Here is a 21,191-nt window from a genome sequence, read left to right as displayed (position 1 = left end):
GCCGCCCCGGCCTCACGCGGGGACCGGCGCGCCCGCCGCTGCGTGCGCGCGGCGCAAGGTGCCGAGCAGCACCAAGGCGGCGACCACGCCCATGATGCCAGCGACCACGAAGGCCAGGGCATAGCTGCCGCTCTGCTGACGGATCACCCCGGCGCCAAACGCGGCGAAAGCGGCGCCCAATTGGTGCCCGGTCTGGATCCAGCCAAATACGATCGGCGCTTCCTGTTCGCCAAAGGCCTCGTTGGCGAGCTTCACCGTCGGCGGCACCGTGGCGATCCAATCCAGGCCATAGAACACGGCGAAGACCGCCAGACTGGTGGTATCGAAGCTGAGGAACGGCAGCGCCAGCAGCGAGAGGCCGCGCAGCCCGTAATAGACGATCAGCAACACGCGCGGATTATAGCGATCGGTCAGCCAGCCAGACGCGGTGGTGCCGAACAGGTCGAAGAAACCCATGGTGGACAACAGCCCGGCTGCGGCCACCGGGGCAATGCCATGGTCCCCGCAGAACGCGATCATGTGCGTGCCGACCAGGCCATTGGTGGTCAGGCCACAGACAAAGAACGTGCCGAACAGCAGCCAGAACATCGGCTGCCGCGCCGCGCGCCACAACACGCTGAGCGCCAGGCCGGCGGTGCGGGCCTGGCGCGGCGCAGGCGGCGGCGGGCTGTCGGGCCCTTCGCCAAAGCGGCGCGTGCCGATGTCGGCGGGATGTTCGGGCACGACCAGGGCCACGAGCGGCACCAGCGCCAGGCAGACCAGGCTGACCGCCAGAACAACCGGCCGCCACGCGCCGTCGCGCGAAAGCCAGGCCAGCAGCGGCAGGAAAATCAGCGCACCCGTGGCTGTGCTGGCACTCAGCAGGCCCATGACCAGCCCCTGCCGCGTCGCGAACCAGCGATTGACCACGGCCGCTCCCAGCACCGAGGCAACCGCGCCGCTGCCGATGCCCGACAATACCCCCCAGGTCAGCACATAGTGCCACGGCAGCCGCATCCACAGACTGGCAAAGGTGGCGAGCGACATTAGCGTGAGCCCGGCCAGCATGGTGCGGCGGATGCCGAACGAAACCATCAGTGCCGCGGCAAAGGGGCCGACAAGGCCATAGAGAAAGATGCCGATCGCGGCGGCGAACGAGATCGTTGCCCGGTCCCAGCCGAAGTTGACCTGCAAAGGCACCATCAGCACGCCGGGCGTGGCGCGCAGCCCGGCCGAGACCAAAAGCGCGAGGAATGTCGCCGCAACGATCAGGATCAGGTGAAGGCGCGCGGGCACCAGCCCGGTCTTGTGCAGCAGGCGGCTCATGCTTGGCTTTCCTGCGCCAGCGTGACAAGGTCACCCAGCGCCACTTCCACGCCGGCCCAGCGCTCTGGACCAAACGCGCCGATCATGCGCCGCTGCGCCTCTTCCCAGGCGCCTTGCGAATTGGCCACCGCGTCGCGTCCCTGCGCCGTCAAGCGCGCCTGCTTGGCGCGCCCCTTGCCCTCGGCAACAGCGATCCACCCTTCCCGCTCCAGCGGCTTGAGCGTGCGATACAGCGTGGTCCGGTCCATCACCAGCACGTGCGCCAGGTCCATCAGCGGCACCGGCTCGTGCCGCGCGATATTCCGCAAGACCGCAAACTGGGTGAGCGACAGGGCAGACCCTTCCATGACCTCGTCATAGAAGCGGGTCACGGCGCGCGAAGCCTTGCGCAGCGCGTTGCAGGCGCAAGCCACGCCATCGATCGAAAGCGAATCATGATGCATATGCATCATTTAGTCGTCGATCGCATTTCGGTCAACGATCGAGCCGCCTGGGGCTTGACCACTGACCAACAACAATATGTAATCGCAAATATTCTGCCGCCGTGCCGCCATCTTGGCCGCAAAAGCATCGTCATCACAGGCAAACAGCGCGCGGCATCATCGACCGCTGCTTGCCACCGACAATAACAGTGATGTTCGATGAGGCAAGAAATGGCTGTTTTCAGCCATTTGGCGATTTCTTGAGCAGCCCTGAAAACCGCTCGCGTGGCTAACTGCTCTGCCCCGGCTACACGAGTGCCGACAAGCAGATGTTTTCGGCGGCACTTGTGTCGCGATCCATGGTGTAATCGCCCTAATTGCGGTCGTTCAGAGCCTCTGACCCTGCCGCCGAAACCGACCGTTCGTCCATATGCCAAGTACCAGTTCACCGGGCAATGCCATGAGCCTGCACTCTGATCAAATCTCACTTCGATGCGCCACAGCGAAGGCGTGACCATACATTGCCTGTGCCAAGTAACTTGCTACACCATGCCTCGGGCAATGGATGAGAGGCTTCGAGATGAACGGTGAAGCGCAGGAGCAAGAAGGCCCACCGTCGCAAGTGTCACTGTTCTCTTTGTTCAATCTGCGCCTGGTCATCGGTTTTGCGCAGGGCATCTGCGCTTGGGCATTGCTGGAACTTTTGCCCAAGGCCTCAGGGTACACCAAACAGCCCGATGTCATGCAATGGTGGCCCTATCGGCATCCCGGCGTGTTTGCCGCGCTTTGCCTCATCGTGGCAATCCTGCCGGTGATCGCACTGGCAGAAGTCGGGCGCATGGCCAAACGGCCCCTGGCCATCTATCTGGCAGTTGCGTGCGCGGTGTTGGCCAGCTTGGCGGGCTACGATATCTGGCGTGATCCTGTCGAGAATGGTTGGGGCGCCGCCACCAACCGCATTTGGCCCTCGTTCACGCTGATGTTCTGCGCTGGGATCGGCACTTTCATCGTCAATCAGTTGCTGGAGCACAAGGCGCGCGGTGCCAGCCTGTGGTCCCGCTATGCCGACCATTTCGAAGACAGTTGGATGCGCGCCTTCCAGTTCTTGCTGTCGCTGATTTTTACGGCGCTGGTATGGGGCGTCATCGAACTGGGGCGGGCACTGTTCGGGCTCATCCATCTCGACTGGTTCGGGCATATGATCGAGCATAACTGGTTCCGGTGTCCGTTACTCGCGCTCGCTTTCGCCGCCTCGGTGCACATCACCGACGTACGCCCGGCCTTGTTGCACGGGATGCGCAATTTGGGGCTGACGCTGCTGGCGTGGTTGTTACCGCTGGTGGTGGTGCTGGGCTGGGGGTTCCTGCTGGGGCTGGTGTTCACCGGCCTCACCCCCTTGTGGGGCACGCGGTTTGCGGCATCGATCCTGCTGTGGGCAGTGGTTGTCACGCTGGTCCTGCTGAATGCGGCTTACAAGGATGGCGACCAGCCTACCCCGGCGGTGATCCGTTGGGCAGGACGCGTCGCGCCGCCGATGATGCTATTGATGACGCTGCTCGCCACCTATGCCATTGCCCAGCGGGTGGGCCAATATGGCTGGACGCCGATGCGGCTACGCTCCGCGATGGCGGCGACCATCGGGTTGATTTACGCGGCGGGTTACACCCGCGCGGCGGTGCTGAAGGGGCCGTGGCTCAAGGGCATCGAACCTGTCAATATCGCCGCAAGCCTCGGGATTGTGGCCGTTCTGGTGCTGAAACTGACCCCCATCGCTGATCCGGCGCGGATTTCGGTCAACAGTCAGGTTGCACGATTGACCTCGGGCAAGCTGGCGGCGGCGAAGTTCGATTATCAGTTCCTGCGCTTCAATTCTGGGGGCTATGGCACGAATGCGCTTGCCGCGCTGGCGGGCAGCAGTACGCCGGAAATCGCGATGCGTGCCAGACAGGCGCAAGTCCTCCAGCATTTTTCGTACAGCGACGGCGGCGACGCCCCCGACCCCGCCCAGACCGAGCCTGCCTTCACCCATGCCTCGGTCTATCCCAAGGGCGCCCGACTACCTGATGGTTTCCGCAAGACCAAATGGGCGGATTCGTCAGATTATTTTGCCGGACCGGATTGCATGAAAAACGGTGCACCATGCGATGTCATCGTGCTGCCGGGCAAGGATTCTGGTGCGCCGTTGCTGCTGGTCATCGACGGGCCAGCGCCATCCGACCAGCCGGCTACCGCCAAACGAGACGTGCCCCAAGTCGTCATCCAAGCAGCAGCGAACACGTATGGCGGCTCCTCGCCAGTGTACGGCCTAGACGCCAATGGCAAATGGGCGAAAATTGGCGCGCTCAGCTCCGTGGGCTGTGCAGGGGTGCGTGAAGCGTTGCGCCGTGGGGAGGCTGTTCCATCAAGGCCCTTGCACGATGATATCATCGCCGGTGGTCAGCATTTGACCTTCACTGTCGAGAACACAGTCGTTTGCCCGCCCGCCTCCCAGCCACGCGCAACGCCGACCGCCGCCGCTCCCGTCGATGCATCGGCGCCCAGTGGTATGGGCCCGGCTTTTGGTAAACCGGGCGGACTGTAAGAACAGCAAATTTGGTGAAGGAATGCTGACAAAGCCGACCTTGGCAAGCCCAATAACTTGCGCCGGAAGCAGCCATGCATTCACGATCATGCGGGCGGCAGATGCCGCGCCATACGGGCCTTGAGCAATTCCACCAGCTCCGACTGCATGAAGGCATATTCGTCCGGAATATCCAGGCAGATCACGCGCTGCCCGCGCAAAGCCCCGCGGAATCGCCGCTGCAGCTTGGCGCGGTGCTGCTTTTCCATCACGACGATCACATCGGCCCATGATACCAGTTCAGCGGTCAGCGGGTTTTCCGCATCATGATTGGTGCCGGCAGAAGACACTTCCAACCCAGGGTAATGGGCGAACACTTGCTCTGCCGTCGGGCTGCGGAGACGGTTCTGGCTGCAAACGAACAGAATGGTTTTCAAGCAACGCCCCGCACAAAAATCGACAGCCCATTGTTGAATCACTTGCCCAGCAGGTCAATCCGAACTATCGCCGCTGCCAGCCAAGACCGGCCTGTTTTTGAACAAGGAAAGGAGAAGACCATGCGCGCAGCATTCGCCCGCACCACACATCACTTCTTATTTCCCTGTGTTCAGGAACAGATTGCATGGGCAACTCCATCGCAGGCGAACCGTTTCGCCTGATGGCTTTTCGCGGCCATCGCGCCGCTGATTTTACCGACATCGTTATCCTTGTTGCTTTTCGCTTTGGCCAAAACCGTGGCCGGGGTGGTGCGCAATGAGCGCCATAACCCTGATTGCCACGGATCCAGCGCGTTTCGATCCCGTGGCGCTAGATCAACTCGAAGCGTGCGCGCGTTATGACGGAATGGCGCGCATTGTCGGCCTGCCCGATCTGCATGCTGGCAATGGCATTGCCGTGGGCGCGGCCTTCTGGTCGCCAAGCCACGTCTGGCCGCATCTCGTCGGTAGCGACATCGGCTGCGGCATGGCCTTGTGGGAAACCGACTGCCTCGTGCGCAAGTTTCGCCTCAGTGCGATCGAACGCAAGTTGCACGGGCTCGACGCGCCTTGGGCAGGCGATCATGCGGAGTCTCTGGCCGAGGTTGGACTCCCGCCGCATGTCGCCAGTCCGGCGCTGGGCACGATTGGTGGTGGCAACCACTTCGTCGAATTCCAGCGCATCGAAGCCATTGCCGATGAGGCACGCTTTGCCGACCTGGGCCTGCGTCATGATCGTGTGTGGATGATGGTTCACAGTGGCTCGCGCGGGTTGGGACAAGCCATCCTGCAGGCGCATCGCCAAGCAGACGCGCGCCAAGGCATTCCTGCTGGGCATGCCAAGGCGAAGGCCTATCTGGCGGAGCATGATGGCGCGCTGGCATGGGCCATTCTCAACCGCCAGATCATCGCCCGGCGCTTTTGCGAGAGCCTGGGGTTTGGTGGCTGGCGCGTATTGGATATCTGCCACAACAGTGTGACGCCGCATCGGGGCGGATGGCTGCACCGCAAAGGGGCGGCGCCGGCCGATCGCGGGCTGGTGACCATCCCGGGCTCGCGTGGCGATTTCAGCTATCTGGTCGAACCCATCGCGGAAGCAGCCGATCATGCGCTTCATTCGCTGGCCCATGGCGCGGGGCGCAAGTGGAGCCGAAAGGATGCCCACGCGCGCCTATCGCGCCGCTTCAAGGTGGCTGATCTGCAACGCACCGCGCTTGGCAGCCAGGTGATCTGCGAGGATCGCCGCCTGATCTTCGAAGAAGCGCCCGACGCCTACAAGGATATCGGCATGGTCATCGCCGATCTGGAACAAGTTGGGTTGATCCGCGTGATTGCCAAGCTGCGCCCCTTGCTCAGCTACAAGACGAGGGCAGCATGAACGAGGTGATCCTGCATATCACGGCGGGCAAGGGCCCACAGGAATGCTGCTGGGTGGTGGCAGGACTGGCCCGCGCCTTTACGCGGGAGGCCAAGGCGGCGGGGCTGGAATGCGCATTGCTGGATGGGGCGGAGGCGTTGCCCGCGTCCGTCCTGCTGCGCATCGCTGGCGAGGGATCGGCGGTCTTTGCCGCCCAGCGTATCGGTACCAACCAGTGGATCGGCAACAGTCCCTTTCGTCCTACCCACAAGCGGCGCAACTGGTTCGTTGGCGTATCCTTGGCACCTACGCCTGAAGAGATGATCGATCTGGAAGAGGAGGATATCGATTATCAGGTGATGCGCGCCAGTGGGCCGGGCGGCCAGCATGTCAACAAGACCGACAGTGCCGTGCGGGCAACGCACCGGCCAACCGGCCTTGTCGCCATGGCGCAGGAGCAGCGCTCGCAGCACGCCAACCGCAAGCTGGCGCGGCTGAAACTGGCAATCATGCTGCAAGCGCGACACCAGCAGGCCACAGAAGAGGGGCGCCGAGTGCAATGGCAAGTTCATCAGGAGCTTGAACGTGGCAATGCGGTTCGGGTCTATGCCGGTGAACGGTTTCAGCTAAAATCGGCTTGAATTCGCATCGGTGGGTGGGCTCGCGTTCACCCACCGATCTTCCGGAGATATCGGATTGTTGTCCCAAGACCTTGCCGCATTGCCGCTGGTTCTCGATGCCTGCGCTTTCGCCACGCGCATGCACGGCAAGCAGCAGCGCAAATACACCGGCGAGCCCTATGTGCTGCATTGCCTGGAAGTGGCACGAACGGTGGCGGACGTTGGTGGAACGCCCACAATGATTGTGGCGGCCCTGCTTCACGATGTGATCGAGGATACCGAGGCAACCATCGAGGATGTCCGCGCCGCATTTGGCGAGGACATCGCGCAAGGGGTGGCATGGCTTACCGACGCCAGCCGCCCAGAAGACGGTAATCGCGCGATCCGCAAGGCGATCGACCGCGCGCACCTGGCCCGGGCCCCTGCCGAGATGAAGACCGTCAAGCTGGCCGATGTGATTTCCAACACGCGCTCGATCGTGGAGCACGGCGATGGCTTTGCGCGAGTCTATCTGCGCGAGATTTCCAGCCTGCTGGAGGTGCTGACCGAAGGCGATCCGGCGCTGTTGCGGCTGGCGCAGGCGGAAGTGGAACGGGGCACGGCCAAGTGGCTGACTTGAACAAGCTCGATCGTCTGCGTCTGACCGACCACGGCGCGCAGCTCTTTCCAGAAGCAGCCTTGGCAATTTTGCAGGATTTGACGGCGGCGATGGCTGGGCTGCCGCCTGATCAGGCTGGCGTGCGCATTCATGGTGTGCCCGCCTTGCGTCAACTTTTGGCGCCGAACAGCTCCATCGGCGCCATTGCATGCAAGGCCATTGGCGCTGCGGCCACGCCTGTGCGGGCCATTTTGTTCGACAAGAGCGCAAGCACCAATTGGTCGCTGGGCTGGCACCAGGACCGCACCATCTGCGTCCGGGAGAAGATCGAGGTCGCAGGCTTCGGGCCCTGGTCGGTCAAAGCGGGTTTGCATCACGTTGCGCCGCCCATGGAGTTGCTGTCACGCATGGTAACACTGCGCGTTCATTTCGACGATGTGCCCGCAAGCAATGCCCCGCTGTTGATTGCTCCGGGATCGCACCGCTGCGGGCGCGTGCCGGAAAGTTCGGTGGCTCAAGTGGTTGCCGCGTGTGGCATCGTCGCGTGCCTTGCCCGGGCGGGAGACGTCTGGGCTTATTCCACGCCGATCCTTCATGCTTCTGACGCGGCCAGCCAGCCCGCGCATCGCCGCGTGCTCCAGGTGGATTTCAGCGCGGACGCCTTGCCGCACGGTCTGGAATGGCTGGGCGTCTAGTGGGCTTGCCTGCCATCCCTGAAATCGTCCCACCCCAGCCCGAACCGCGCGAGATATTTGCGCAACCGGTCGGCGTCATTGGTGCTGGCCCGCTTCTCGCGCGAGGCGGCGAAGAGTGTCCGCCCGGCTTCGGACAGGGAGCGGGCAGATGCGCAAGTCGCCACGACATACGCCAGTTGCACCCGGTCAAACGGGTCGAGATCGGCCAACGCAGATGGCGATAGCCAGCGTTCCAGCCCATCGCCATCTGCGGCCCCATCGCCCCAAAGACGCTTGAGCCGCTCGATTTCCTTGGTCACCGCCGCAACATCGATCCGTCCCTTGGGCGAAAAGGTCGCCATGCGCGTCACGCTGGCGGCCAGATCGCGAAAATTGGCTGACCAGCGCGCGGCGGGAGACAGCGCGAAGGCAAGGTAATCGGCGCGCGCTTCCTTGTTGAACGTCACCCGCTCGCCTTCGCGCTCGGCATGACGGTCGAGTTCATAGTCAAGGTTGGGGGCGATATCCTCGCGCCGTTCGGCCAGGCCGGGAAGCGCGAATGTCCAGAGGTTGAGGCGGGCGTAGAGGTCTTCGCGGAAAGTGCCTGCCGCCACGCACGACGCCAGATCGCGGTTGGTCCCGACGATCAACTGGAATTCGCTCTGCGCCTCCTTGTCGGCGCCCACGGGCAGGAACCGCTTGTCCTCGATCGCGCGCAGGATCATCGCCTGCTCGTCGAGACCCAGTTCGCCGATTTCATCGAGGAACAGCATCCCGCCATCAGCACTCCGCAAAAGTCCGGCACGATCGGCCGCCGCGCCGGTAAACGCGCCCTTCTTGTGGCCAAATAGGGCCGACATGGCGCTGTCCCCACGCAGAGTGGCGCAATTCATCTCGACAAAGCTGCCGGTCATCTGGCGCTTGAGCTTCTTGAGTTCGAAGATGCGGCGGGCAAGCTGGCTTTTGCCCGCGCCGGTTGGTCCCATCAGCAGGATCGGCGCGCGCGTGCGGCCGGCCACCTGCTCGATCTCGTCGATCATGGCATTGAAGGCAGGATTGCGCGTCTCGATCCCCGATTTGAGGAACGACGAATGCTCAGCGCTCTCGCTGGCAAAGCGCGTGGCGATGCTGTCGTAGCGCGAGAGATCGAGATCAATCACGCTCCACGTACCTGCCGCATCGGGCGCGCCGCGCCGGGGCTGAGTCTGGAGCAGGCGCCCGGGCAGATAATGCGCCTCAGTCAGCAGGAACAGGCAGATCTGCGCGACATGGGTGCCAGTGGTGATATGCACCAGCACGTCCTCAGCGTCCGGGTCCAGGGCCAGCTCGCGCGCAAGGTCAAGCAGCTTGCCGTAGACCTCCTCGAAATCCCAGGCGTCCTGGAAATCGAGAACATGCCGTTCCACCCGCGTCTCGGGCGAAACCGAGGCAATGTCCTGCGTCACATAGTCCGCAAGGCGGCCGTGCAAAGTGCCGTGGATCATCACGAAGCGATCCACGCGCAGATCCTCGTGCATGCACAGGCCTACCGACGGCCGCCACTTCGTCCAGCGCGATGGACCGAATTTGGCAGCGTCCAGCGTGGAGCCGAGGAAGCTGATGACGGTGGTGGGCCTCATGCGCGAATTTTATATCAGCTTATATGTCAGGATACAAATTGGTGAGTATATCGGATGATCGGTTTCGCTCCCGAACGGCATCCCTATTTTAATTGATAATATAATCAGTGCCTTGAACGACTTTGGCAACGCCGCCCCCAAAATTGGCACGCCATCTGCAACGTGGATGGCGTCGGGTCAGTCGAACAGCCCGACAGGTAAGCGGCAACAGGGGCGGTCGGAATGGGCCGGCCGCCCCCGGATCGCCCCTGACAGGAAATTTGCCATGGACGGCTTGCGACTTGCCAGAGCCGCACCGCCGGCACCACGATGACAATGCGGGAGGCCGGTATGGCTGAAACTACGTATGAAGTGCAGAATGTCGCAGGCGGCGTGCCGATCAAGATGTGGACACGCGGCGTGCCGGTGGAAGACGAAGCGCGCGCGCAATTGACGCGCGCGGCCAAGATGCCGTTCCTGTTCAAGCATGTCGCCGCCATGCCCGACGTGCACGTCGGCATCGGTGCCACGGTCGGTTCGGTCATCCCCACGCGCGGCGCGGTAATCCCGGCAGCGGTGGGGGTGGACATCGGCTGTGGCATGATGGCAGCGCGTACCTCACTGATGGCACATGACCTGCCCGACAATCTGGAAGGCATCCGCAGCGCCATCGAACAGGCCGTGCCGCATGGGCGCAGCGTGGGGCGTGGCCAGCGCGATCACGGTTCATGGGGCAACCCGCCGGCCGCGATTGTCGAGGCCTGGGCCGGCCTGGCGGTACGCTTTGCGCGGATCTGCGACAAGTATCCCCGGCTGAAGAACACCAACAACCTCACGCACCTGGGTACGCTGGGCACCGGCAATCACTTCATCGAACTGTGCCTCGACCAGGACGCACGGGTGTGGGTGATGCTCCATTCCGGCTCACGCGGGGTGGGCAATGCGATTGGCAGCTTTTTCATCGAACTGGCCAAGCAGGACATGCGCAAGTGGCACATCAACCTGCCCGACGAGAATCTTGCCTATTTTCCGGAAGGGACCGACCATTTCGACGACTATGTCGAAGCGGTGGGCTGGGCACAGGATTTCGCGGCGCTCAACCGGCGGATGATGATGGCCAATGTGATATCCGCTCTGCGGGGCCAAATCGCCAAGCCGTTCGACGCCGAGCTGGAAGCGGTGAACTGTCACCACAACTATGTGACGCGCGAAAACCACTTCGGCGAGAACGTGCTGGTCACCCGCAAGGGCGCGGTGCGGGCGGCCAAGGGTGTGCTGGGCATCATCCCCGGTTCGATGGGGGCGAAAAGCTTCATCGTGCGCGGCCTCGGCAATGCGGAGAGCTTTGACAGTTGTTCGCATGGCGCAGGCCGCGTGATGAGCCGCACAGCGGCCAAGCGCTTGGTCAGCCTGGCCGACCATATCGCCGATACCGCGGGCGTCGAATGCCGCAAGGATGTCGGCGTGATCGATGAAACGCCCCGCGCCTACAAGCCGATTGAGGCCGTGATGGCGGCGCAGGCCGATCTGGTCGAGATCGTCCACACATTGAAGCAGGTGGTCTGCGTGAAGGGGTAACTCCCCTTCGCACAGCGCCCAATCGAGAAGAGCAGATGATTACGATCGATGGATCCGAAGGCGAAGGCGGTGGCCAGATGGTGCGCAATTCGTGCGCGCTGTCGCTGGTCACTGGCCAGCCTTTCCGCATCACCAACATTCGCGCCAAGCGCTCCAAGCCGGGGCTGATGCGCCAGCATGTGACCGCGGTAGAGGCTGCGGCGGCCATTTCTGGCAGCGAATGCAGCGGCCTGACGGTGGGCTCGTCCGACCTCACGTTCCGTCCCGGCACCGCGCGAGCCGGAGACTATCGCTTTGCCGTTGGAACTGCGGGCAGCACCGGGCTGGTGCTGCAGACGGTGCTGATGCCGCTGCTTCTGGCCGACGGCCCGTCGCGGCTGGTACTTGAAGGGGGCACGCACAACATGTTGGCCCCGCCGTTCGATTTTATCGAGCGCTGCTTTCTTCCCATCATCAACCGCATGGGGCCGCGCGTCTCCGCGCGCCTGATGCGCCATGGCTTTTACCCGCGCGGCGGCGGGCGGATCGAGGTGGAGATTGCGCCGGCGCCGCTGGTGCCCGTCGACTGCACCCGGCGCGGGGATTTGCTCTGCGTGGGGGCGCAGGCGGCCTATTGCGGTCTCGCCGGCGAAATCCCGCAGCGCATGCTCGATCGGGCCCGCAAGGATCTGCCCGGCTGGAATGCAGAGGACTTTGCCATTCGCAAACTGCCCGACGATCAAGGCCCCGGCGTGATCCTGATGCTGGAGGCCCGCTATCAAGAAGTGACCGAAATCGTCAGCGGCTTTGGCCAATTGGGCGTGACGGCAGAGCGATTGGGCAAGACCGCTGCGGCGCGGATGCGCGGCTATCTGGAAAGCGATGCCTTTGCCGGGCCCTATCTTGCCGATCAGCTCATCCTGCCATTCGTCTTGGCAGGCGGCGGCACGTTCACGACGGTCAAGCCCAGCCAGCATCTGGTCACCGCCATCGACATTGCGCAGCGCTTCACCGGCCGGACCGTCAGGCTCGAACAGCAAGAAGGCGGCTGTCATCGCGTCGGAGTTGAGTGACTATTGCCCTATTACCCGCCATTTAATGAGCACTGATCGCGGCAACAGAACCGGTCGTTGGTTCATCCCTCAACGCGGCGCCAACGAATGGGGGCAGCCGCCAACGTTGCGGACAGCTGCGTGACTATGTACCAATCAAAGGATGGCAAAGGCTGATAGGTTGGAACGCCTCGACGTTCGTCGTACAGAACTTGAAACGGAATATATGGCAGCGCTGATTGATGCCTTGCGCGTTACGGCTTCAGGCAAATGGGGCCTTTTTGATCACAACGCAGACCGCTGGTCGCGCAAGGCTGTAGCCCCGATCATCGAAAATTTGGCTGAAATCGGTCAGGCGATCGACCAAATGAGAGAGCAGCTCGGCATGCCGCCTTTCGCGCTTCAACAGGAATTCCTGGCATCTCGTGGGCCTGTCAAGTCGGATGCGGTAGGCGAGCCCAAGCAGGCGCAAGCTTGGCTGGATCGACTGGACAGCCGGTAAGAGGGATATCCAACTCTAAACAGGTGGCCATGTATGCCAGGACATCGGGTTCGGCATCGTCCATCAAAGTCGCCAGTCTTGGGAGCCTCGGACGCATCTGGTCGGCGACGGAACGCCATTGCTGGCTGGCCGCCTCAGGGGTTTCCGGGTGCGGCGCCCAGCGCATTCTATGGTTCGCTGCGCGAGCCGGTGGACTTGCGCGGGGTGGCACCGCTGGGCAACGATACCTGGAGCGTGCGCTATCACTATGCCACGGGTAGCAGGGTGTGCGATGGGCGCGCCTATATCGTCCGCATCCGCGCGCTGAACGGCTGCTAACCGCCCTCGAAATCGCGCGCGATCTGCCCGAGCCGCGCGGTGCCGCGACGCCGAACAATCTTAATTGAACGGAGCCGTTCTATTTAGCAAGGTCTGAGGGAAATCCCCGCGCATGCGGGGGAAACGCCGTGATGCGGGCGAGTTCGATCTTGCGGCGGGGGACTATCCCCGCGCGTGCGGGGGAAACCCACCATCGGTGGCCTTCAGTGGGTCGAAAAGGGGACTATCCCCGCGCGTGCGGGGGAAACCCCATGGCGTTGTTCCAAGGGCGCCAGCATCAGGGACTATCCCCCGCGCGTGCGGGGCAAACTCGACAAGCGGTTTCTTTCGCCCCTTACCCCAGGGACTATCCCCGCGCGTGCGGGGGAAACCGATGACCTGGGCTATGATGGCGGCGATTTGGGGGACTATCCCCGCGCGTGCGGGGGAAACCTGAACACGCCGGACGCCGCCTACCAGGAACTGGGACTATCCCCGCGCGTGCGGGGGAAACCAATGGCGCGCCTCCCAAATCTCGTCCGACTTGGGACTATCCCCGCGCGTGCGGGGGAAACCCTGCTATACAACATTCTGTTCACAAAGGGAAAGAGCCGACGCGTCGTGCAAGCGGTGCCGTCGACCCTTGTGCAAAAGCGGGTGGCGGGTAGCGTTGTTTCGCGGCAAAGTGGGGGGCATGTCTAGCCCCATTCCACGCGCCTGGGCCAAGTTGGCTGATGAGCTGGCGCATCGGTCAGCCCTGCCGCTGACGGATCACGGCGGCGATGTGGCGGCAGTGTTTGCCCAACTGGTGGCGCAAGGGCATTGGCAACGCTTGCTGAACCGCGCGGCGGAGCGGGAACTGGGCGCGCAAGATGTGGCGCGGCTGTGCGTGCTGGCCTATCTGCACGATCTGGGCAAGGCCAACCGGGGTTTCTGGTTGCGGCAGTTTCCCGGCGCGCGCCTGGTTGGGCACACCCGCGAAACAGCGCCCTTGCTGCGCACCGACTTGCGGCAAAGGCCCGAAGTGGCGCCGTTGGTTGCCATGCTGCGCGACTGGGGCTGTGGCGAACACTTTGCCGCCGTGATGGCGCACCATGGCACGCCCCTGAATGCCTATTCGAAACGCGAAGGCGCCCTGGCGGTAGAGCAGCCGATCATTGCCCGGATGCGGAGCGAATGGGCCGCGCACGACGGCTATGATCCGCTGGCGCAACTGGCCGCGTTGCTCGGTGATGTGGCGGCGCGCTTTCCGCTGGCCTTTGCGCCGGGACCGCCGCTGCCGCCGGCACCGGCCTTTGTCGCGCTGCTGGGCGGATTGGTAACCCTGGCCGATTGGCTGGGATCAGACACCGCGCTGTTTCCCGTGGCCGGCCCGCATGATGCCGCGCGCGAAGCGTTGCGCCGCGATCATGGTCCGCGGGCCATTGAAACGCGCGGGTTGGGCGATTGCGCAATGCCCGCTGCCACGTTCGAGGCGCTGTTCGGCTATCCCCCGCGCGGCGCACAGAGCGAAAGCGATGCGGCAGACCTGGGTGCGATTGCCCTGATCGAGGCGGAAACCGGTTCGGGCAAGACCGAGGCGGCACTGTGGCGCTGGCTGGCCCTGCGCGCGGCGGGGGCGGTAGATGGGCTCTATTTCGCACTGCCGACCCGATCGGCGGCGGTGCAATTGCATGGCCGCGTCAATGCCATGCTGCAACGGCTGACCGGCGGCACGGTGGAAGCAGTGCTGGCAGTGCCCGGCTATATCCGCGCCGGAATGCAGGATGGGCGGCGCGGGGCCGACGAAGCGGGCTTGCTGCCGGGCTTTGCCGTGACCTGGCCCGATGACGGCGCCAGCGAGGCGCGCTGGGCGGCCGAACAGCCCAAACGCTATCTGGCCGCGCGCGTGGCCGTGGGCACGATCGACCAGGCGTTGATGGCCGGGTTGCAACTGCGCCACGCCCATTTTCGGGCGGCCATGCTGGCGCGCAGCCTGCTGGTGGTGGACGAAGTGCATGCCTCAGACCACTTCATGGGCGAAACCTTGCGCGCGGTGCTGCGCAACCATCTGGCGCTGGGCGGGCACGCCCTGTTGCTGTCTGCCACGCTTTCGGCCGAAATGCGCGGGCGGCTGCTTGATCCGTTTTCGCCCACGCCGCCGCTGCCCGATCTGGCAGAGGCGCAAGCCGCGCCCTATCCCGCGCTGTCGGGCATGGCGGCCGCACCCCGCCCGGTGCGCCAGGCAGACGCGCGGGCCAAAGTGGTGGCCTGGACCGCACAGCCGATCATCACCGATGCCGCCGCCATTGCCGCACAGGCCATCGCTGCGGCGCGCGCAGGCGCCAGTGTGCTGGTTATCCGCAACAGCGTGGCCGGCGCCGTGGCCGTGGCCCAGGCGGTGGCGACGGCCGCACCCGATCTGGCCTTTGCCATCGATGGCGTGGCCACGCTGCACCACGGGCGGTTTGCCCCCGACGATCGCCGGCTGCTGGATCGCGCCGTAGAGGCGGCCTTCGGCAAGGGCCGGGCGAGCCGTGGGCAGATCCTGTGCGGCACCCAGACGCTGGAACAGAGCCTGGATATCGATGCCGACCTGCTGCTGACCGACCTGGCCCCGATTGACGTGCTGTTGCAGCGCATCGGCCGCCTGCACCGGCACGACCGCGCCGACCGCGGCGCGTTTGCGCGGGCGCAGGCGCGCATCCTGGTGCCGGCAGAGCGCGATCTGGCGCGGTTCATGGCGCGCCGCCTGCGCGAGCGGCATGGCTTGGGCCCGATCAAGGACGCGCAGGGGGTCTATCCCGACCTGTTGGTGCTGGAGGCCACCTGGCGCCTGATCGAGCGGCAAGCCGAGATTACCATTCCCGCCGACAACCGCCGCCTGGTGGAGCAGGCGCTGCACCCGCAGCAGACGGAGGCGCTGGTGGCCGAACTGGGCACCGCCTGGGCCAACCACGAAGCGACCCTGCTGGGCACCGCCTATGCCGAGCGCGGCACTGCGCGGGACTGGACTTTCGATGTGGCGCAGCCGTTTACGCACTTGCTGTTCCCCGAAGGCAACGAAGCGCTGGCCACGCGCCTTGGCACCAAAGACCGCCTGGTGCGGCTCGACCCGGCGCCGCCCGGCCCGTTTGGCCAGGCCGTGGGGCACTTGACCGTGCCGGCGTGGATGGCGCCGGGCGTCGCGGCCGAGGAAGAGGCGGTGATCGTCGCAGACACACCCGCGCTGGCGTTCACCCTGGGAGCGCGGCGGTTTGTCTATGATCGGTGGGGGTTGCAGGCCACACGCGGCATCGCGCCATAATGGTGCGAAACTGAGCGAACAAATACCGTGCATCGCTCGACACTATTCGTAAAATATTGTTTTCTTGAACCTGTACGGGGCCATTCAAGCCAGAACGCAAGAGCCATTCTGGCTGGAGTATGGTGGGGGCATCATGATTCGCTGGCAGGGAGAAGACGGCGCGCTTCAGGCCGACGATCTGTTCGGCATCTTGGCGGCGATGGCGCGGGGGGAGATCATGTCTTTCCCCGCGCTGCGGCCGCACCAGCAGCAGGCGTGGCATTGCTTTGCGGTGCAGGTGGCGGCGATGGCGCTGATTGCCGCTGGCGGGGCAGACTTGCCCACGGCGGCAGCGGATTGGCGCGCGCTGCTGCTCGGCCTGACGCCGGAATGGCCCGATGGCGAGGCCTGGGCGCTGGTGGAGGAGGACTGGCAAAAGCCCGCCCTGTTGCAACCACCGCTGGTTTCGCCTGCCCATCGCGCCGACTACAAAAAGGCGCTAGCCACGCCTGATCAGCTCGACATGCTGGTAACCTCGCGCAACCACGATGTGAAAGCGGCGCGGATGCTGGGCGGGGCGCAGGATGACTGGCTGTTTGCGCTGGTCACCTTGCAAACCATGGAGGGGTTCCTGGGCGCGGGGAATTACGGCATCAGCCGGATGAACGGCGGCTTTGCCAGCAGGATGGGCCTGGGCCTGCGCCCGTCGGGCAATCTTTCCCACGCCTTTGTCCGCGATGTGCACTGCCTGGTGCAGGCCAGCGGCGATCCGCACACCGGCGCGCACTGGCGGCACGGGCCTGGGCTGTTGTGGACCATCCCGTGGGATGGTGCCGCATCGCTGGCGTTCACCCGGCTCGACACGCTCTATGTGGATGTGTGCCGCCGCGTGCGGTTGCAGCGCGATGCCAACGGCGCAATCACGGCCCTGGCCGCCGGATCGAAATCGGCGCGCGTCGCCGGGGTGGAAACGGGCAAGAGCGAAGACCCCTGGGCGCCGATCCGCCTGCGCGACAATGCCAGCCTGACCGCCTCGCCGGCCACGTTCGGCTATCGCAAATTTGTCGAGCTGCTCGACCCGGCCAAGGTGCAGCGCCCGTTGCTGGCCCGCCATGCCGCCGACGATCGGCCGCAGGGGATGGTGCTGGTGGCCCAGGCGCTGGTGCGCGGGCAGGGCAAGACCGAGGGGCTGCACCGCCGCGAAGTGCCGCTGTCGGGCACGCGCGAAAACGATGTGTTCGAGACCGAATACCTCGATCGCATGGGGCAAGTGGCGCAAGGCCGCGCACAGGAAGCTGGCGCCGTGCGGCAGCGGCTGCGCCTGGCCTGCTTTGCCCTGGTGCAGGGCGGGCCGGCCCAGGTGCGGCTTGATGATAAGGCCGCAGAAGCCAAGCTCGATCCGTGGATCGGCCATTTCGACCTGGCCGTGGACCGGGTGTTTTTCGACGCGCCGTTCTGGGCCGAATTCGACGGCAAGCCGGAAAACCATCGCCTGGCCTGGCGCGAAACGCTGCGCGCGATCGCCCGCGATGTGTTTGCCTTGGCCGCCGCGCAGGCCCCGCGCACCGATACCCGCCGCGTGCGCGCACTCGCCGTGGCGCGCAACATGCTGGAAGCCACCCTGGCCGCCTATGTAAAGGAAGCCCGCGATGCAACCTGATGAAGCGACGCCGCCTGCCGAGAAAGACCCGGTGGCCTCCATCGGCGGGCAGATGCCACTGCTGTCCACCGGCGAGCGGGCCGCGCTGCGGCGCACGTTCCTGACCAATTCGGCCCAGGCGCAAGGCGTGCTGATCGGGCTGCTCCACCGCGCAGCCCTGCCCGATGCGGCCTGGCGCTCGCCCGCGGCCTTGCAGCGCTGGCGCCTGCTCGCCCATGTGGCGGCCACGCTATCGGGCACGGCGGCGATCAACCCCCATGCGCCGGGCCAGCGCCTGGGCCGCGCGCTGCATGCCGCCGGCTATTCCGTCAACCGGCTGATGCGCCTGACCACGGCGCGCGGGCCAGCGCTGATCGACCAGGTGGTGCGCGCCGCGCGCTATCTGGCGCAGGCGGGGCAGGCGCCGGTGGACCTGCGCCCCATTCGCGCCCTGATCGGCGACGATCCCGACCGCGCCGAACGCGCCCGGATCGACATCGCCCGCGATTACTTTGCCGCCGAATATGCCCAAGGGAGGGACAGCCAATGACCCCGCGCTTCATCCAGATCCACTTCCTGAGCGCCTGGCCCGGCGTGCTGCTCAACCGCGACGATGCCGGCCTGGCCAAGCGGCTGCCGTTCGGCCCCGCCGTGCGCACCCGGGTTTCCTCGCAATGCCTCAAGCGGCACTGGCGCATGGCCGACGATCCACGCGCACTGCACCAATTGGCCGCACAGGAAGGCGTGGCCAGCCTGCGTACCAAGCTGGCGATCGAGCGCCTGGTGATCGAGCCCTTGCGCGCCCGCTATCCGCAAGAGGCGGTGGACGCGGTGCAGGAAGCGTTCCTGACCAAGTTCTATGGCAAGAACGCCAAAGACCCCAAGCAGCGCCAGGCCCTGCTGTTTGGCGAGGCGGAAATCGCCTGGATGCGCGGCAATGCCGAAGCCATCCTGAAAGACGCCCCCGACAGTAAAAGCGCCGAGGCGGGGGCCGCTGCGTTTTTCAAGGAAGAAAAGGCTAATCTGGCCGCCTTTGGCAAAAGCGTGGCTCTGGCCGCCGGGCTGGAAGCGGCGCTGTTCGGGCGCATGGTCACGTCCGACGTCAAGGCCAATACCGATGCCGCGATCCACGTCGCCCACGCCTTTACCGTCCACGACGAACAGCCCGAACTGGATTACTTCACCGTGGTGGACGACTTGCGCAACCGCGAGGACGATGGCGATTCCGGGGCGGCGGGGGTGTTCGATACCGAACTGACGTCAGGCCTTTATTACGGTTACGTGGTGGTGGACGTGCCGCTGCTCGTGAAAAACCTGACCGGGTGCGCCATGGCCAATTGGGCCGGTGACCAGGATCGCACGCTCGCCGCGCAGGTGGTGGAAAACCTGGTGTGGCTGATCGCGGAAATCTCGCCGGGCGCCAAGAAGGGTTCCACCGCGCCCTATAGCCGCGCCGAGCTGGTGCTGGTCGAGGCGGGCGAACGCCAGCCCCGCTCGCTGGCCAATGCGTTTCGCCAGCCCGTATCGCTGGCCCCGCATCACAACGAAAGCCTGGGCCGGCGCAGCGCCGATGCCCTCGCCGCGCATCTCGCCGCGCTCGATGAAACCTATGCCACGGGCGAAGTGCGCCGGCATCTGGCCTTGCCCGATCTCGCCCTGCCCGGGGTGGACCGCCTGCCGCTGGCCACCCTGGCGCAATGGGCGGGCGGCCTGGTGCGCGCCGCGCAAGCGTGATGGCGGCGCATCTCGTCCTGGCGCTCGATGCGCCGTTGATGAGCTTTGGCGGCGACATGGTCGATGCCTATGGCGTGGTCCGCGATTTTCCGGCGCGGTCGATGATTGCCGGCCTTGTCGCCAATGCCCTCGGCTGGGACCGCGCCGATGGCGACGCGCACCAGGCGTTGCAGGCGCGGCTGATCATGGGCGCGGCGCGGGCGCGCGAGGGGCAGCGCATCCGCGATTTCCAGACCGCCAAGCTGGAGGCAGCCGACCAGGGCTGGACCACGCGCGGCGCGCCCGAAGGCCGCGCGGGCGGTGCGAGCACCTATGACAGCCCGCATATCCGCTATCGCGATGCCGATGCCGATGCCCTGGTCGTGGTGGCACTGCGGCTCGATCCCGCCGAACAGGAACCCACGCTGGATCAGGTGGCGCAGGCGCTGGAACGGCCGGCGCGGCCCTTGTTCCTGGGGCGCAAGCCGTTCCTGCCTGCCGGCCCGCTCTTGGCCGGGCGGATAGAGGCGGCCACGGTCCCCGATGCCCTGCGTGCCGCCCTGGCGCTGGTCTGCCCGCAGCAGGCCGCACCGGTGCGCGCGCAATGGCCGCTGGGCGAAGGGCGCGTGGCCCACGATCGCGTGGCGGAATGGACCGACGAGCGCCACTGGCCGGGCGGCGTTCACGCCGGTTTGCGCCGCGTCGTGCTCGGGCGCCTGGCGCCGCTACCTGCCGTGCAAGCGGAGGCGCAGAGCAAGGGGCCGGATACTGGGGGGATCGGCGCATGAGCGGGCTATACCTGGTGCGCCAGGGCATCGACCAGGCGGCCCTTGCCGCCTTCGCCATTGCGCGGGGCGCATCCGACGATGACTATGGCTATGCCCTGCATGTCGCGCTGCGCATCCGCTTTGGCGAGGCGGGGCCGCAGCCGTTCCGCATGGTGCAAGGGCCAGGCGCCGCGCAGGCCGCGCACCTGATCGGCTATGCCCGCGATCCCGCCGCGCTGCACGCGGCGCTGGCCCTGCCGCCCGCCGACCCGATGGTCGAGGCGGTCTTTGCCGGAGATCCGCAAGTGCGCGCCATGCCCGAGGAATGGCGCAGCGGCGCGCGCTATCGCTTTGAAGTGCGGGTGCGGCCCGTGGTGCGTTTCGGCGCCCGCCGCCGCGCCGCGCGCGCGGCCGACCGGCGGGCATGGCAGGCCCGCGCCGGGGAAATAGACGCCTTCGTGGCCGCCTGCGAAAAGGCCCAAGGTGAAGCGCCGCTCGATCGGGAAGCGGTCTATTCCCAATGGCTTGTCCAGCGGCTTGATGGGGCCTGCGCACTCGAGCACGTGGCATTGCGCCAGATGCGCCGGATCAACACCGTGCGGGCGCGGCATGGCGGGCGCGGGCTTCATGCCAGCGAAACGCCCGAGGCGGTATTTGCCGGAACGCTGGTGGTACAAGACCCGGCCCGGTTTGCCGCGCTCCTGGCCGGCGGGGTGGGCCGGCACGCCGCCTTCGGCTTTGGCATGCTCACGCTCGCCCCACCGGGGCCGGCGCCGCAGGGGGGATAGG

20 protein-coding genes and 1 CRISPR repeat array are annotated in these 21,191 nt (G+C 65.4%); of the genes, 16 read left to right on the top strand and 4 right to left on the bottom strand.

What is annotated here, in order from left to right; translation table 11 throughout:
• Positions 1 to 12: 12 nt before the first annotated feature.
• Positions 13 to 1,305 (bottom strand): MFS transporter, encoded by a 1,293-nt coding sequence (locus IP65_RS13170; protein ID WP_054132031.1) that lies wholly within the window; start codon positions 1,303 to 1,305, stop codon positions 13 to 15.
• Complete coding sequence (locus IP65_RS13165) at positions 1,302 to 1,748, bottom strand: MarR family winged helix-turn-helix transcriptional regulator (RefSeq protein ID WP_169041879.1); 447 nt, start codon at positions 1,746 to 1,748, stop codon at positions 1,302 to 1,304. Before IP65_RS13165 ends, IP65_RS13170 begins: the two co-directional genes overlap by 4 nt.
• Positions 1,749 to 2,292: 544 nt before the next feature.
• Here IP65_RS13165 and IP65_RS13160 point away from each other — a divergent pair.
• Positions 2,293 to 4,308 carry a DUF4153 domain-containing protein gene (locus tag IP65_RS13160; RefSeq protein WP_082350140.1) on the top strand — a complete coding sequence of 672 codons (2,016 nt, stop codon included), beginning with the start codon at positions 2,293 to 2,295 and terminating at the stop codon, positions 4,306 to 4,308.
• A gap of 86 nt (positions 4,309 to 4,394) precedes the next feature.
• Here IP65_RS13160 and IP65_RS13155 read toward each other — a convergent pair whose 3' ends face one another.
• A complete protein-coding gene (locus IP65_RS13155) occupies positions 4,395 to 4,724 on the bottom strand; it encodes a low molecular weight protein tyrosine phosphatase family protein (protein WP_022676330.1) in 330 nt (109 codons plus the stop codon).
• 185 nt (positions 4,725 to 4,909) lie between these two features.
• Here IP65_RS13155 and IP65_RS22135 point away from each other — a divergent pair, with 185 nt between their 5' ends.
• The 5 genes from IP65_RS22135 to IP65_RS13135 are packed head-to-tail and all read left to right on the top strand — an operon-like array spanning position 4,910 to position 8,033.
• Positions 4,910 to 5,044, top strand: coding sequence for a hypothetical protein (locus IP65_RS22135; RefSeq protein WP_255352208.1), 135 nt, complete (start codon positions 4,910 to 4,912; stop codon positions 5,042 to 5,044).
• On the top strand, positions 5,041 to 6,141 hold the full coding sequence (locus IP65_RS13150) for an RNA ligase RtcB family protein (protein ID WP_054132028.1): 1,101 nt from the start codon (positions 5,041 to 5,043) through the stop codon (positions 6,139 to 6,141). Before IP65_RS22135 ends, IP65_RS13150 begins: the two co-directional genes overlap by 4 nt.
• On the top strand, positions 6,138 to 6,761 hold the full coding sequence (prfH, locus tag IP65_RS13145) for a peptide chain release factor H (RefSeq protein ID WP_054132027.1): 624 nt from the start codon (positions 6,138 to 6,140) through the stop codon (positions 6,759 to 6,761). The genes IP65_RS13150 and prfH overlap by 4 nt, the downstream gene beginning before the upstream one ends.
• 55 nt (positions 6,762 to 6,816) lie before the next feature.
• Positions 6,817 to 7,359: an HD domain-containing protein gene (locus tag IP65_RS13140; protein WP_197279250.1), complete on the top strand. Its 543-nt coding sequence runs from the start codon at positions 6,817 to 6,819 to the stop codon at positions 7,357 to 7,359.
• A complete protein-coding gene (locus IP65_RS13135) occupies positions 7,347 to 8,033 on the top strand; it encodes a phytanoyl-CoA dioxygenase family protein (RefSeq protein ID WP_369801291.1) in 687 nt (228 codons plus the stop codon). Before IP65_RS13140 ends, IP65_RS13135 begins: the two co-directional genes overlap by 13 nt.
• Here IP65_RS13135 and rtcR read toward each other — a convergent pair.
• On the bottom strand, positions 8,030 to 9,631 hold the full coding sequence (rtcR, locus tag IP65_RS13130) for an RNA repair transcriptional activator RtcR (protein ID WP_054132026.1): 1,602 nt from the start codon (positions 9,629 to 9,631) through the stop codon (positions 8,030 to 8,032). The two genes, IP65_RS13135 and rtcR, sit on opposite strands and share 4 nt — an antisense overlap.
• A gap of 330 nt (positions 9,632 to 9,961) precedes the next feature.
• On the opposite strand from rtcR, the gene IP65_RS13125 reads away from it, so the two are divergent.
• The 10 genes from IP65_RS13125 to IP65_RS13085 all read left to right on the top strand — a co-directional run bounded on the left by IP65_RS13125 (position 9,962) and on the right by IP65_RS13085 (position 21,190).
• Positions 9,962 to 11,188 (top strand): RtcB family protein, encoded by a 1,227-nt coding sequence (locus tag IP65_RS13125; protein ID WP_054132117.1) that lies wholly within the window; start codon positions 9,962 to 9,964, stop codon positions 11,186 to 11,188.
• Between the two features lie 35 nt (positions 11,189 to 11,223).
• On the top strand, positions 11,224 to 12,240 hold the full coding sequence (gene rtcA / locus IP65_RS13120) for an RNA 3'-terminal phosphate cyclase (RefSeq protein WP_054132025.1): 1,017 nt from the start codon (positions 11,224 to 11,226) through the stop codon (positions 12,238 to 12,240).
• A 142-nt stretch (positions 12,241 to 12,382) separates the two neighbouring features.
• Entirely contained in the window at positions 12,383 to 12,721 is a 339-nt protein-coding gene (locus IP65_RS13115) for a hypothetical protein (protein WP_054132024.1), read from the top strand.
• 189 nt (positions 12,722 to 12,910) lie between these two features.
• Complete coding sequence (locus tag IP65_RS22130; protein ID WP_255352207.1) at positions 12,911 to 13,039, top strand: hypothetical protein; 129 nt, start codon at positions 12,911 to 12,913, stop codon at positions 13,037 to 13,039.
• A 96-nt stretch (positions 13,040 to 13,135) separates the two neighbouring features.
• A CRISPR array of direct repeats spans positions 13,136 to 13,594; the repeat unit is 30 nt; unit sequence GGGACTATCCCCGCGCGTGCGGGGGAAACC.
• Between the two features lie 118 nt (positions 13,595 to 13,712).
• Positions 13,713 to 16,304, top strand: a complete 2,592-nt coding sequence (locus IP65_RS13110; protein ID WP_082350137.1) for a CRISPR-associated helicase/endonuclease Cas3 — start codon at positions 13,713 to 13,715, stop codon at positions 16,302 to 16,304.
• A 133-nt stretch (positions 16,305 to 16,437) separates the two neighbouring features.
• Positions 16,438 to 17,943, top strand: a complete 1,506-nt coding sequence (locus IP65_RS13105) for a hypothetical protein (protein ID WP_054132022.1) — start codon at positions 16,438 to 16,440, stop codon at positions 17,941 to 17,943.
• On the top strand, positions 17,933 to 18,472 hold the full coding sequence (gene casB, locus IP65_RS13100) for a type I-E CRISPR-associated protein Cse2/CasB (protein ID WP_054132021.1): 540 nt from the start codon (positions 17,933 to 17,935) through the stop codon (positions 18,470 to 18,472). The genes IP65_RS13105 and casB overlap by 11 nt, the downstream gene beginning before the upstream one ends.
• Positions 18,469 to 19,656, top strand: coding sequence for a type I-E CRISPR-associated protein Cas7/Cse4/CasC (gene cas7e, locus IP65_RS13095; RefSeq protein ID WP_054132020.1), 1,188 nt, complete (start codon positions 18,469 to 18,471; stop codon positions 19,654 to 19,656). Before casB ends, cas7e begins: the two co-directional genes overlap by 4 nt.
• Positions 19,656 to 20,423 (top strand): type I-E CRISPR-associated protein Cas5/CasD, encoded by a 768-nt coding sequence (gene cas5e, locus IP65_RS13090; protein WP_054132116.1) that lies wholly within the window; start codon positions 19,656 to 19,658, stop codon positions 20,421 to 20,423. The genes cas7e and cas5e overlap by 1 nt, the downstream gene beginning before the upstream one ends.
• On the top strand, positions 20,420 to 21,190 hold the full coding sequence (locus IP65_RS13085) for a type I-E CRISPR-associated protein Cas6/Cse3/CasE (protein ID WP_054132019.1): 771 nt from the start codon (positions 20,420 to 20,422) through the stop codon (positions 21,188 to 21,190). The genes cas5e and IP65_RS13085 overlap by 4 nt, the downstream gene beginning before the upstream one ends.
• The last annotated feature ends 1 nt before the right edge of the window (position 21,191 follow it).

It is taken from the genome of Novosphingobium sp. AAP1 (assembly GCF_001295765.1).
GTDB classification, from domain to species: domain Bacteria; phylum Pseudomonadota; class Alphaproteobacteria; order Sphingomonadales; family Sphingomonadaceae; genus Novosphingobium; species Novosphingobium capsulatum.
The sequence above is the reverse complement of the archived record's forward strand: the minus strand, read 5'-3'. Positions and strand labels throughout refer to the sequence as shown.